16 protein-coding genes are annotated in these 13,147 nt (G+C 57.3%); 14 read left to right on the top strand and 2 right to left on the bottom strand.

All coding sequences use genetic code 11. From position 1 onward, the window contains the following. Positions 1-90 precede the first annotated feature (90 nt). The 14 genes from HY010_10820 (at position 91) to flgL (ending at position 11,220) form a co-directional block, all read left to right on the top strand. Positions 91-996, top strand: a complete 906-nt coding sequence (locus HY010_10820) for a FliM/FliN family flagellar motor switch protein (GenBank protein MBI3476217.1) — start codon at positions 91-93, stop codon at positions 994-996. A gap of 545 nt (positions 997-1,541) precedes the next feature. After that, positions 1,542-1,766: a FliM/FliN family flagellar motor switch protein gene (locus HY010_10815; protein ID MBI3476216.1), complete on the top strand. Its 225-nt coding sequence runs from the start codon at positions 1,542-1,544 to the stop codon at positions 1,764-1,766. Continuing rightward, complete coding sequence (locus HY010_10810; protein ID MBI3476215.1) at positions 1,763-2,647, top strand: hypothetical protein; 885 nt, start codon at positions 1,763-1,765, stop codon at positions 2,645-2,647. Before HY010_10815 ends, HY010_10810 begins: the two co-directional genes overlap by 4 nt. A gap of 62 nt (positions 2,648-2,709) precedes the next feature. Then, positions 2,710-3,528, top strand: coding sequence for an HDOD domain-containing protein (locus HY010_10805; GenBank protein MBI3476214.1), 819 nt, complete (start codon positions 2,710-2,712; stop codon positions 3,526-3,528). A gap of 197 nt (positions 3,529-3,725) precedes the next feature. After that, positions 3,726-4,460, top strand: a complete 735-nt coding sequence (gene flgF / locus HY010_10800; protein ID MBI3476213.1) for a flagellar basal-body rod protein FlgF — start codon at positions 3,726-3,728, stop codon at positions 4,458-4,460. A gap of 22 nt (positions 4,461-4,482) precedes the next feature. Further along, positions 4,483-5,274: a flagellar basal-body rod protein FlgG gene (gene flgG / locus HY010_10795; protein ID MBI3476212.1), complete on the top strand. Its 792-nt coding sequence runs from the start codon at positions 4,483-4,485 to the stop codon at positions 5,272-5,274. Between the two features lie 30 nt (positions 5,275-5,304). Continuing rightward, positions 5,305-5,877 (top strand): flagella basal body P-ring formation protein FlgA, encoded by a 573-nt coding sequence (locus HY010_10790; protein ID MBI3476211.1) that lies wholly within the window; start codon positions 5,305-5,307, stop codon positions 5,875-5,877. 2 nt (positions 5,878-5,879) lie between these two features. Further along, complete coding sequence (locus HY010_10785) at positions 5,880-6,587, top strand: flagellar basal body L-ring protein FlgH (GenBank protein MBI3476210.1); 708 nt, start codon at positions 5,880-5,882, stop codon at positions 6,585-6,587. Positions 6,588-6,625: 38 nt separating this feature from the next. Beyond that, positions 6,626-7,798, top strand: a complete 1,173-nt coding sequence (locus HY010_10780) for a flagellar basal body P-ring protein FlgI (GenBank protein ID MBI3476209.1) — start codon at positions 6,626-6,628, stop codon at positions 7,796-7,798. A 1-nt stretch (position 7,799) separates the two neighbouring features. Further along, a complete protein-coding gene (locus HY010_10775) occupies positions 7,800-8,147 on the top strand; it encodes a hypothetical protein (GenBank protein ID MBI3476208.1) in 348 nt (115 codons plus the stop codon). A gap of 123 nt (positions 8,148-8,270) precedes the next feature. Then, positions 8,271-8,555, top strand: a complete 285-nt coding sequence (flgM, locus tag HY010_10770; GenBank protein ID MBI3476207.1) for a flagellar biosynthesis anti-sigma factor FlgM — start codon at positions 8,271-8,273, stop codon at positions 8,553-8,555. Positions 8,556-8,570: 15 nt separating this feature from the next. After that, complete coding sequence (locus tag HY010_10765) at positions 8,571-8,960, top strand: hypothetical protein (protein MBI3476206.1); 390 nt, start codon at positions 8,571-8,573, stop codon at positions 8,958-8,960. 3 nt (positions 8,961-8,963) lie between these two features. Further along, entirely contained in the window at positions 8,964-10,331 is a 1,368-nt protein-coding gene (flgK, locus tag HY010_10760; protein MBI3476205.1) for a flagellar hook-associated protein FlgK, read from the top strand. A gap of 4 nt (positions 10,332-10,335) precedes the next feature. After that, on the top strand, positions 10,336-11,220 hold the full coding sequence (gene flgL / locus HY010_10755; protein MBI3476204.1) for a flagellar hook-associated protein FlgL: 885 nt from the start codon (positions 10,336-10,338) through the stop codon (positions 11,218-11,220). Positions 11,221-11,368: 148 nt separating this feature from the next. On the opposite strand, the gene HY010_10750 is transcribed toward flgL, so the two are convergent. After that, the gene (locus HY010_10750; protein MBI3476203.1) at positions 11,369-11,800 is read right to left on the bottom strand and encodes a flagellar protein FliS; all 432 of its coding nucleotides are present in this window, start codon (positions 11,798-11,800) and stop codon (positions 11,369-11,371) included. Next, positions 11,797-13,146: a flagellar filament capping protein FliD gene (gene fliD, locus HY010_10745; GenBank protein MBI3476202.1), complete on the bottom strand. Its 1,350-nt coding sequence runs from the start codon at positions 13,144-13,146 to the stop codon at positions 11,797-11,799. Before fliD ends, HY010_10750 begins: the two co-directional genes overlap by 4 nt. Between the last annotated feature and the right edge of the window lies 1 nt (position 13,147).

Genomic DNA, 13,147 nt, shown 5'->3' with positions numbered 1-13,147 from the left:
GTCATGGCCGAAAACAAAGAGAGCGTCGTTAACTCGCCCGAAGTAGCCGCCCCGGAGAGCTCGTCAGCTGCGCGCCCAGAGCGCAAGCTTATGTTTCGATCGGTCCAGAAATGGGATGCGCAAAGCGGCGCAGGAATCCCAGAAAGTTCCGTTGATTTCGTTAGCAATCTTCACCGCCCCTTTGCTCGGGGACTGGCCCGGTCATTGAGCGTCTATTTCCGCGCGCTGGTCGAACTCGAACCGTCCGCAGCCCGAGAGATGCTCTACGAACAGGTCGCGGAGACTCTCACACCCGGTTCGCTTCCGGTCGCGCTCAAGATCGAGTCGCACCCGTCACCGGTCTTTGTCGTCATTGACGCTCCGATTGCGGCTGCCTGCCTCGACCTTTTGCTCGGCGGCTCCGGAGAGAAACCTCTCGATCGACCCGAATTGACTGAAGTCGACGTCCAAATCCTCTCCGAAATGAGTCGAATGGTGGCGCGCGAACTGGAAATCGCCTGGCACGAATTGCATCTCCGTCTCCACTCCGATCTCAGCGTTGGCAAAGCCGCTCGCCGCCTCATTCCACCATCGGGACGCCTGCTGAGTCTGGATTTCAAGATGAAGTTGGGAGAGAACGAAGGAAAGATCAGCGTTCTACTCAACCCTTCTCTGGTCGAATCCATGGCCAAAGCATTGAATCTTCCAGGACCAGCGCTGGCGGCAAATTCCGCCCCACCCATGAGCAAGGAATTTGGAGACGCACTTTCCACAATGTCTGTTTCAACGGAACTCGTCCTTCCTGCCATGCGTGTTGCCATTCGAGACCTGGTAGAACTCGGCCTCAACTCTCTGCTGAAACTTCCTTTGCGGGCCGATCAGCCGGCCCATCTCTTAGTTGGCGGACGAGAGATATTTTCGGCGCTACCGGCCCGGAATGGCCACTGGAGAGCCGCAAAGATTGAACAACCTATTCCTTCAACCGGTATTGAATCACGGAGGTCCGAACTGCAATGAACGAACTCACCCTGGAGAACGCAATTTCAAACTTACTGGAAAGCCTTACGAAGCCATGGGCTGACGCCGTTGGCCGCTTGCTCGGCACCTCTTGCCAGGTCACGCTCGAAAATGGAGATCTGTCGGATGCTGGAACTCATCCCCTATGCATAGGAATATCCTTCGACGGCTCGCTTCTTGGGGACGCGGCCCTGGTGATTCCCACTGACGGCCTGCAAACGTTGGAAGAGATGTCCTGTGATCCCGGGCGGCCACAATCTGACGCCACCCCCGATGCTGGGGCCTCCGCGATCCAACAGAACCTGCGGCAGGCGCTGGTGGCGGCGATGAGCGCGTTTCAGGCAAATCATGGACCGCTAGTGGGCCGCATGGAAGCTTGCGACCCTCCGACGTGGACTCCCCAGCAGACAATTGTTCTCGAGGCAACAAGTGCTGACCGTCCCACGGTGCGTGCATATTTCCTTTGCCATTCGAATCTCACCATCAACAATCTGGTCAACGCACGAACCTCTGCACTCGATGGTGCGGGCAACTTCAAGCTGGTCATGGACGCTGCTCTGGACGTCACATTGCGATTCGGACAGCAGTCCATCACGCTTGCGAAATTGGCCGCCCTCGGGCCCGGATCCGTAATCGAACTCGATCGAAAAGTGGAAGAACCAATCGACCTCGTCCTCGGCGATCGCGTGCTGGCGCGTGGTGAAGTCATGATCGTCGACGGCAACTACGGATTGCGTGTCACTGAATTGTTTGACAGGAGCCAACTGTGAGCACATCGAATCCTGCTGTGAGAGACTCTTCACTCGTCAACCGCCTGGTCGACCTTTTTGGCTCGTCTTCGCGCCGCTGGCAAAGCATGGTTACGCCCTGCGCGTATCCCGACTGCAAACGCAAGTCGGTGCAGTATTCGTTCGCGCGCCGTCTCGACGGAGTCATTGTCGATGGCGAATGGCTGTGCAGCCCACCCTGTTACGAGGCAGCCCTCTTGCGCCAATTCAACAGCCTGGTTGTGACGCGCAAGCAGCCCCGACCTGCCCGCAAGGCGCGCCTGCCTCTCGGTCTGATGTTTCTGTCGCGCGGAGAGGTCACGGAAGGACAACTGGCGGAGGCTCTGCAGGAGCATCTTTCCACGGGCTCACGTCTCGGCGATATCCTCTTGCAGAAGAAGTTCGTAACCGAAGAACAAGTTACAGCCGCTCTCGCCGCACAATGGGGTCACCCCACATTCCCGTCGAATAGCGCGATCTCGTGGCTGCCCGTCCGAGTCCCGCTCTATCTCGTAGAACTCTACCGTATCGTCCCGTTGCACTTTGTGGAGTCCTCGCGGACGTTACTACTGGGCTTTGCCGACGGTCCCGATCACCGCCTACTCGCCGTATTGCAGCGCATGCTCAACTGTTCTGTGGACGCCTGCTTCATCACCATGAGCGAGTACGAACGGCGGCTTCAGTTCCTCATGACTGAAAAACGGTTGCACGAAGTGGTTTTCGACCGGGTCTGTCCACCGGTCGAGATGGCCCGAATCTGCGCCAGTTACGTTGGGAAGCTCGGCAGCCGGCGGGTTCATCATGCCCTTTGTGGCGAGCACCTGTGGGTACGGATGAGCGGACACAAGAATGACGTTGACCTGCTCTTCCGTCACAACTCCTAGATGCACAAATAGAGCGATCCACTAAGCTGCGAAGTGCTTATGGCCGATGAAGTACCCGGCCAATGCACGAACCAGTCCAAGTCGGCAAAGGGGAGGCGAGACGAAGCCAGGCTCCTCTCCCCTGGAAAGAGCAGGCTCAACCAAGTCCCTGTCGCTATTTCCCGCCGTTCCCGGCTCTGCCGACGACGCTGGTGGAACTGGAGCTGCTTTTGGGCGGCCAGAGCCTCGACCTGGCAAAGATCGTATCCGTGGTACGCGGGGATCCTGGCTTTGCAGCCGAAATGATCCGTCTGGCACGCAGCTACGAGGACCAACGCCCGCTTTCTCTCGAAACCTGCTTGATCCATCTCGGTACGCGCACTCTGCGACGGGCCGCGCGCATGGTGCCAGTGTGGACCCAGCCGCTCTCCGAAGCAGAAGTCTGGAAGCTCCGCTGGCGTTTGCGCCGGACCCGTTTCGTTGCTCTCGCAGCCGAAACGATCTCCATCCAACTTGGTGACCTCTCGCCTGAAACTGCATACATGGCAGGATTGCTACACGACCTTCCCGCCCTGGTTTGCCTGAGCGATAACTGCAACTGCTCACTCAAGGACATCGCGCCTTCTCGGGAGAACTGGAATCTGCCCGACTACCTGGTGGAGAGCATGCGCTGGCACCGGCAACCGGTGCAGGCAGCGCCGCAGCATCTCCAGACGGTCCGGCGAGTTGCAGTCGCTCGAGAATGGGTGAACAAACTTCAGACCACCTCCGCGGACCGCCCGGCGGCTTTGGATCAGCTTGTCGCGGACAACCTCCTCTGGCAGCACCTGCCGAACAAGATGGAAGTCCTGCAGAAGCTGGCGAACAAGGTGGATGAATGGCAGCACGCGTACTCAGGCTGAACTCGTCGCCAGAATAGTACGAAGTTAGAACGCATCGTCGATCCCTGACGGGCTTCCCGCCACCTGAAATCGCAGATCCTCATCTGTATCTCATCCAGTAGTTCTCCACCAGTGGTTTTCAAGCACTTAGCAGAAAAAGACAACGATCCATGCTGGGGCATGAAGTGCTCTTCTTCTACGCAGTCAGGAGAGTGTCAATGGATCCCGGATACTACGCTGCATGCACCGCAATGATGGCCCAGGCTCAGTCACTCGAATTGGTTGCCAACAACCTTGCCAATGGCAGCACGGCAGGGTATCGCGCGCAGCGTAGTATCTTCCGGTCCGTACTGGCTGCAAATGCCGGGATGCCGATCAGCGAAGTCAACCAGGCTACGAACAACTTTGGCGTGCTCGAAGGCAGTCGCCTCGACATGGCACAAGGTGGATTGCAAACCACCGGCAACCAACTTGACCTGGCGATCGAAGGTCCTGGGTTCTTTGCCGTGCAAACCGCCAACGGAAAAGTCTTCACCCGCAACGGATCCTTTCATTTGAGTCACGGGCAACTGGTGACTTCCGAAGGAGATCCCGTATTGGGCCAAAAAGGCATCATTAAAGTTCCAGATGGCCCGGTAACCATGAGTGGCGATGGAACACTCTCGGTTGACGGCGCTGTCGCGGGAAAAATCGAAGTGGTTGAGTTCCCACCCGAGGTGCAACTCCAGAGTGTCGGCAAGACGTACTATTCCGCAGAAAAAAGCAATGGAGTGCCCTCCAAGAAATCAGTCGTCCGGCAGGGAGCACTGGAATCTTCCAATGTCGATCCTGTCATGGGTGCAGTGGACTTGATCACCGTACAGCGCTCCACGGAAATGATGCAGCGCGCACTTTCAATTTTTGACACGCAGTTCAATCGCATCGCGGCCGAAGAGTTGCCGCGCATGGGTTAGTCGCAATTATTAAGGAGACTCAATGTTTCGCGCCCTGTACACAGCCGCCAGCGGCATGAGTGCCCAGCAGTTGAATCTCGACAACGTGGCAAACAACCTGGCCAATGCCAGCACGGCCGGATTCCGTCGGCGACGCCTCCAGTTCTCCGACATGATCTACCAGAACATGATCATGCCCGGTTCCGCCGCCACCCAGCAGACTACGGTAGCCGCCGGACTGCAAATTGGTTTGGGCACGCGTCCCGGAGCCTCCGAGATGGTTCAGGTGCAAGGCGACTTTTCGCAAACCGGCAATCCTCTTGACCTCACAATTCAAGGCGCAGGTTTCTTTCAAGTGAAATTGCCCGACGGCTCGACCGGCTACACGCGCGCCGGCACATTCCACATGGACGCGCAAGGCAACGTCGTAACCGCTGATGGCAACCCACTGGATCCGGCCATCACCATTCCGCCCGATGCACTTTCCATCACGATCGGTGAAGACGGCACTGTTTCTGTGACCCAGCCCGGACAGACCGCTGCGCAGCAAGTGGGCAGCGTACAGCTCGCAATGTTCGCCAATCCGGGTGGACTGAACAGTATCGGCAAGAACATGTTTCTCTCCACGACCGCTTCGGGAGACCCGATTGTTGGGACACCGGGCGGATCCGAAGGTTTGGGCACTCTACAGCAAGGTTTCCTCGAACAGTCGAACGTCAGCACCGTCGACGAATTCATCCAAATGATTCTGGCGCAGCGCTCGTATGAATCGAATTCACGAGTCGTACAGGCTGCCGATCAGATGTTGCAACAGTTGAACACTCTCGGACGATAACGTAGCGCAAGAAGGGCAGCGTCAGGAAGAATGATTCGCACTTCACAACTGGCAATCGGGATTTGTTTGCTGCTGGGTGGCTCGTACAGCCTCCGCGCCAGCACATCCATGTCCTCCATGCTCACCGCTCGCCCGATTGTCGAGGCACTCCACAACGCAGGTGTAGAAGCGAAAGCAGGAGAAATTGAATTCGTGGGCTCTGTACCAGCCTCTGACACCGACGCTGTTTTGCGCGTCACAGGATGGCGGAAACTGAACACAGGTACGGTATGGGTGCGCCTGGTGTGCCGCCGGGCTCAGGACTGCTTACCGTTCTTCATTCTCCTGCATCCAGCCGAAAAGGGAATCGTCCCCTCATTCTCCATTCTCCCAGACTCAAAAACGCAGTCGGGATCGATCCGAAAGACTCTCAGTCCATCTCTGATTCGCGCCGGCAGCCGCGCGACACTGCTGCTCAAGAGCGGGCCAGCCAGCATCCGGACATCCGTCATCTGCCTGGAGAGTGGTGAACGAGGGGCAAGCATTCGCGTTCGCAACGTGGCTACAAAACGTATTCTCGCCGCCCAGATTGTCGGTCGGGGCTTGGTCGAGGCTCGGTACTGACTATGAAGAACTCGCTACGACAACTTGTCTCGTTCACTGCGGCGCTACTGATTGTTGCTCTGTTGCCGAGCGCCGAGGCGCGGACGAAGTTCAAGTCTCCGCAAGAACTGCGCCAGGAATATCTGCAACGAGTCACGCAAACTTCTGGAACGGCCGAGCCTGTCTTTACCGGCAGTCTCTGGGTCCCCGACGGAAGACTGACATACATGGCGTCGGACTACAAAGCGTCCCGCGTCAACGATTCGATCATCATTCAAGTGGTGCAGCAGACCACATCGTCCGCCAGCGGCGGCACGGACGCACAACGAACTTTTGATACTTCATCCGCTGTCACGGCTCTGCCGGGGCGTCTGAAGGTCGGCGGCATCAATCCCCTTTTCGCCGCCAACTCCTCCAACAAATTGAAAGGCCAGGGGCAGATTTCCAGCGCCTCGCGACTGCAAACAAGTTTGTCCGGCCAGGTGATCTCAGTTCTTCCCAATGGCAACCTGGTCGTCGAAGCCCAGCGCGAAGTTCTCTTGAATCACGAGCGCGAGACAGCAACGGTCCGCGGTGTAGTTCGCCCCGGCGACGTTAGCCCCAACAATGTCGTGCTTTCCACTTCCTTAGCGAACCTGGAAATTGAACTGAAAGGGAAGGGCGTCGTTTCCGACGCCACTCGCCCACCCAACGTCATTATGAGGAGCCTGCAATGGATTTTTGGATTCTGATCAAACGCAGTCTCCGCAGGCTGATATCTCTGCGCGGCATGGGAGATCCATTTTCCTGCGCGCTCCTTCTTGTGACCGTGCTTGCCCCGAGGATTCTGGTCGCAGGAGTAGTCGAGGCGTCTCCGTCGCAACCGCTTCTCACAAGTGCGCCCGTCAGCGCGGCTATTGCCCGCGATCGCGTTCTACTTCGCGACATCACCAGTATCGAAGGCGTGCGCACCAACTCTCTAGTGGGCTATGGCCTTGTCATCGGTCTCAACGGAACCGGCGATCGCCGGCAAACATTCTTCACGACTCAAACTCTTGCCAACGTGATGCAACGGTTGGGAGTGCAGATCCCCGTTGCAGCCGTTCGTGTGAACAACGTCGCAGCTGTTTTCGTTACCGGATCGCTGCCCGCCTTCGCTCGCTCTGGCACACCAATCGACGTCGCCGTCTCTTCCATCGGAGACGCCAAGAGTTTGGAAGGCGGCGTCCTTGTATTGACTCCATTGCAAGGCCCGGACGGCAAGGTTTATGCATCCGCGCAGGGCCCTCTGACCCTGGGAGGCTATTCCGCTGGAGGGCAAGGCAACACCAAGCAGGTGAATCATCCCACGGTTGGACAAATTTCAAATGGCGCGATCGTCGAGCGTGATGCGGCCGTCGACCTCAGTCATCTGACGACAGTTTCGTTCATGCTCCACGACTCTGATTTCACGGCGAGTCACGACGTTGCCGAAGCCATCGACAAGGAATTCGGACGTCACCTTGCAACCGCTGTCGACAGTCGAAGGATTGACGTCAGCGTCTCGTTGGCTGGCGCGCTGCCGGTGCCGGAATTGATTTCACGGGTGCAGAATCTTGCGATCGCGTTTCATCCGCCCGCGAAGATCGTGATCAACGAACGTACGGGCACGATTGTCCTGGGCGGAGACGTGAAGTTGTCGGCGGTCTCGGTATTGCATGGCAATCTCACGATCGATATTGCCACTACGCAGGTTGTGTCCCAACCCCAGCCATTTTCGAAAGGCGATACGACGGTTGTTCCCGAGATCAACACCCAGGCAAAAGAAAGCTCTGTAAACAAGATCCAATTGCCCGACGGTGCGCGCGTCGAAGATCTCGTCAATGGCCTTCATGAGATGGGTGCGACCGCGCGCGACGTTGTTGCCATCCTGCAAGCGATCAAAGCCGCCGGTGGCCTGCGCGCGGAATTGGAGATTCTCTAATATGGCGGATCTACTCAACCTGACGGGTGTGGCTGGTATGCAGGACTGGCAGCGGGCGCAAGACGACCGGGCAGTAAGCGACTTGAAACATCCAACGGCCGATAACCCCAAGAAAATGCAGGCCTCCGCGCGCGCCTTTGAATCCTTATTAATAGGAAAGTGGCTGGAGGCCGCGGAACAGTCCCTCGGCACCGTCCCCGGCGGTACTGAGGAGGAGCAGGAAGATGGCTCAGTAAAGCAACTTTCGTCCCTCGGAACGCAGTCTTTGGCCGAGAGTATTAGCGCTCATGGCGGATTCGGGATCGCCAAGTTGTTGCTGGCGTCGATAAAAGAGCCCGCATCGCACTGATAGTACGAGATTTATGGCGGGTTACCAAGCGGTGACTCAAGGCAGATAAAAACTGCGAAAAGTGACTAAAGGTCCGGACCAAAGTGACCGATACAGGATCAGCTCACAGCTAAAGGTGATCACATGAGAATCGATCTAAACAACGCAATTGCGCAACAGCTCGCCGCTGAAAAGAACAGCACCCATAAAGGTGGCAAGCCCCAGCCAAGCCCGCTGCCGCCAGAGGACAAAGCGACTTTCTCCAACCACGGCCCATCGATCCACCAACTGGTCCAAAGTGCGCTGCATCCCTCCACCGTGCGCCAGGAAAGAATTGCAGCCCTGCGGGATGCGGTCAACAGCGGAACGTATTCCGTGGACGCGGACGCCGCGGCGAACGCGATGATCAGGGAATCCTCCGGCAATTAGGAAGAGAACAAGAGTATGTCAGTCCCAGGTAGAAACGGTCAGAACGATAAGAATGGGTTGGAACTGGCGTGGCAGATTAGTCTGCCGGTGCTCCGCAAGCTGTCGGCGGAGCTCGATGCCAGTAATGGCGCGCTTGCTCGTCAGGATTTGCAGTCCTTTGAAAAGCACGTCGCTGCGCAAGAAGAAATCTGTAACCTCCTGCTTGAAGCTGGAGTTCTATCCACGTCATCGGTTCCGGTGCGCCAGGCCCTTCAAAGGCTTGATCACCAGAAGCGTGTGTATTCCGCTCTGCTGCGGCGCGCAAGAACCTGGGTACAAGTGCTCCTCACAATTCACCAATCCCGTGCCGGCTACTCTGAGGATGGCAGTCTTCTCTCGGGCAGCACATGGTCGAGCGAGGCATAGAGCATGGGTGGACTCACCGCTTCAATGTTGATGGCCGCGCAAGCCTTGCAGGCCGAACAAGGCGCGCTTGCTACCACTTCCAACAATATTGCGAACGTCAATACACCCGGCTACTCGCGCGAAGTTCCGATCTTCACGGAAGCAACTCCGGTACTTCTGGGCAGCGTACTCTACGGCCAGGGCGTCACGCTAAAGAGCGTCGATAGCATTCGAGACCGCCTGCTTGAACTGCGCATCCTCGATGAGAGCCAGCAGCAAAATAATGCCAGCACCCAAACTGGCTTTCTCAACCAGGTCCAAGCCCTGTTCAGCAATTCAGCGCGCGGCATCGGTTCTGACGTGACTGCATTCTTCAACAGCCTCAACCAGCTCTCCACCGACCCGACCAACCTGCCCTTGCGGCAGGCTGTGCTCACGGCCGCAAACAATCTTGCGAACGATTTCCACAACACAGTCAGTCAACTCTCAGAGATTCAAACCAATCTCAATCAGAACGTCGTCCAATCGGTGAACAACATCAACCGCTTGACTGCCGAGATCGCACGTCTCAATGTGCAAGTCAGAGCCTTAACCAGTCTCGGCAAGGATGCGGGTGCGCTGGAAGATCAGCGCAACGAACTGGTCAATCAACTTTCGCAGATCACTGACGTTCACGTGATTCAGACCGAACAGGACGAAACCATCACGACCGGAAGTGGTACGGCGCTGGTTGTGGGCGGACAAAGCTTCACGCTGCAGGCTTCTCCAGACTCTTCCGGTAACCAACACGTATTTGCGCTGGGTCAGGACATCACCGCCTCCCTTAAAGGAGGACAGCTCGGCGGACTCTTCGCCGTCCGGGACCAGGCCATTCCCAATGTGCTCATCCAATTGAATGACATGGCTTCCGGATTCGCTGCGAACTTCAACGCAGCGCACCATCAGGGTTTCGATTTGAACGGCGCTGCCGGACAGGATTTCTTCACACCGGTCGCAGCGGGAGCAGGAGCGGCACTCGGTTTCGGAGTGGCGATCACCGATCCGAACGCCATTGCCGCCAGTTCCGACGGAGCGGCAGGCAGCAACGGCAATGTCCAGAAATTGCTGGATGTCCGGAACCAGGCATTGCCGTCCGGCAAAACGCCCGACGACTCTTACGCAGCACTTGTCTTCAGTGTCGGCGATGCCGCCGCCCAAGCTAAAGCTGAGATGGATGCTTCTGCGCTCTCACTGCAGCAACTCAAAGACCAGCGTCAGGGCGTCTCCGGCGTCTCGATCGACGAGGAATCTGCCAATCTAATCCGCTACCAGCATGCTTTCTCGGCAGCGGCGCGCGTCATCACCACGATCGATCAGATGACGCAGACCGTCATTAACATGATCCCGGCCTAAGCCTATGCGTATTAATCCGAATCCCACTGACGACGTTCTCGCTGCACTTTCAACCACGCAGGAACGGCAGCAGACCGTCCTTCTGCAGCTGTCTACCGGCAGGCGTGTCAATCAGCCCTCGGACGATCCGGCGGCTGCAGCAATCTACAGCGGCAACGTCGCGGTGGAATCACGCATCGACCAATATCTGCAAAGTGTCGCGAGCGTTCGAGCGCTCAACCAAACTGCCGACGCCGCCCTGGGATCGATTGTGACCAATCTCAATCAGGCGATTAGCCTCGGCACCGAAGGCGCCAATGGCACCATGAGCCAGCTGGACCTCAATGCCATTCTTCAAGTTGTACAAGGTGTGTTGAATAGCGTCGTTCAGTTAGCCAATACATCGTTTCATGGAACCTATATTTTTGCGGGAACCGCCACCACTACTTCTCCTTTTACGCTAACCCCGACCGGTGTTACCTACAACGGAAATGAAGGCGTGAACAACGTTGCCATCGCGGATGGCCGCGCACTTGCCATCAACGTGCCCGGAGATCAACTGTTCCAGCAGCCCGGATCCAGCGTTATGGATTCACTCCAGCAACTCATCACCGCCCTTCAGAGTGGAGATCACGCCGCCATTGGCACCGCGACCACGGCTGTGAGCACGTCGTTGAGCTACCTGAGCGCACAGCGCGCCTTCTATGGCAACAATCTCAACCAGCTGAACGGCGATGAACAGGCGCTCCAGCAGCGCAACCTGGCACTGAAAACGCAAGACAATGGCCTGGTAGGAGTCGATCTCGCCAAGGCTGCCACCGACCTGGCGCAAGCGCAGACAACGCACCAGGCTGCCCTGGCGGCCGCTGCGAAGGTCCTGCAACCGTCCCTGCTCGACTACCTACGGTAGGCCACGTCGTGCCGTTGCCGTGTAATGCTGCTTCTAGAAACTGAGAGTATTCCGGGCCTCATAGGTCGACTCAATGGAGTTGGGTGCGCCCTATGGGCGGGCGGAACGATCAGCTCATCGGGGACTATCAATTGAAAACCGCTGGGACCTAGGCCGAACAACTCAAGCTGGAAGAACCTTTTGTTTCGGGTACAGCAGGACCGGCGCTCGCTTTTCGCGTTGCTTCCGCTTGCTCCCAGGCCGACCGTACTTCAAGAAAGAGGCGAATCTGTTCCTGAAATAGCGCCGGATCGACCTTGGCGTGGCCTTCTACAATCCTGCTTCGAGCCACCGCGTAGAACCGGCTCAGGCTCGTGGCCGCGGCGCCTCCGTTGTTGAAATCAAGCCACGAGTCCAGTTGGTCTAACACCAGCAACGCATGCTTGACCTCATCAGCCCGTGTCTCGATGTTCTTGTTGTCGATCGCGTCCAGCGCGCGCTTGAGGTCCCGCACGAGGGTGTCATACAGCATGCACACCAACTGGACCGGCGTCGCACTCTGCACCGCCGCCACACGATATTGGAGCGTGTCCGAATTCATTTGCTGCTGCTCGTGCTCAAAGTTCCCAGCTGGCTCTCGATCTGCTTCTGGAGTTGTGGCAACTGCTGCAATATGATGTTTGCCTGCTCGTACTGTTTTTGCCATTGCTGCTGTTGTGCAAGGAGAAACTGCTCAAAGTCGTCGACTTGTTTCTGCAGACTCTGCTGCGTTGCCTGCAAGCCCTTCATGTCCACCGAGACCAATCCCTGTGTGGGACTCGTTTCCTCGGTCAAGCGCTTGCTGAAGAAAGATGCAAAACCATCTGTGCTCTGAAAGAAATTCTTGAAGTTTGCGTAGTCACTGTTGGCGGCTTTGGTGAGGGCGTTCTTGTCAACCGCCATCGTCCCATCGTTCCCGATGGTGATTCCGAGCGACCGCAGTGTCGTAAAGGCGCCGGCGCCGCCGACCGAATACGTGCTCATGTCCAGCAAGTGCTGTTGCAGGATGTCTGCCGAGGTGTCTCCAACCAGGGCACCCGCCCGATGGGAAGTCGTATCAACTCTGAAACCATCAGCCATTTGTTTCGCGATCGTATTGTACGAATCCACGAAGTCGGTAACCGCCTGCACGGCGGCCTCCGTATCCGGAGAGATGCCAATCGCGACCTGCTCGCCCGGAGCTGCAGCCGACAGGCTGAAGCTGACATTCGGAATGACGCCAGTCACTGTATTGCTGCTGCTCGTTATGGGAACGCCATCGACGGTGAGGGTCGCGTCTTTACCCGACGCCGCCTTGGTAAAGCCCATGCCGCTGGTATCGTTCGTGATCGTAATGTCGCTGCTCGCGCCTGAAGTGTTCGCCACCAGTGCCAGGCGTGCGCCAGAAACGTCGGTCGTCACGTTCGCGGTAACCCCAAGGTTCGCGCTGTTAATGCTCGCGGCCAGTTTGTTCAATGTGTTGTTGGTGCTGTCGATGGTGATCGTTGTCGGTGCGTTGCTTCCCAACTGGATCGTGAAACTGCCGTTGTTGAGAGCAGTATCGCCGGTGGCTACCGCCGCGCTGTAGTAGGACGCCGTCGTGGCGAGAGTGTTCACAATCACTGTGTGAGTGCCAATCACTGCGCCAGGGGTTGCGGTCGCGTTGACTACCGCTGAATCGGAAGAGGTGGTGAGGACCGCGCCGAGACCGCCGGTCAAATCCTTCATATTGTTGATCTTGGTCAGCAGGTCAGCGAGACCGGTATTCAGTTCCGTCAAGGCGTTAATCTGAACTTGTAAGCCTTGCTGATGATTCTGCCAGACACGCTCCGGAGCACGAGCCACATAACTCAATTGCGCCACCAGCGTATTGACATCGATGCCCGTGGTTCCGGTCAACGAACTTAGATCGATACCGAATGTTCCCATG

The organism is Acidobacteriota bacterium (genome assembly GCA_016196065.1).
GTDB lineage: Bacteria > Acidobacteriota > Terriglobia > Terriglobales > Acidobacteriaceae > Acidiflorens.
This window is presented reverse-complemented; position numbering and strand designations above follow the sequence as displayed.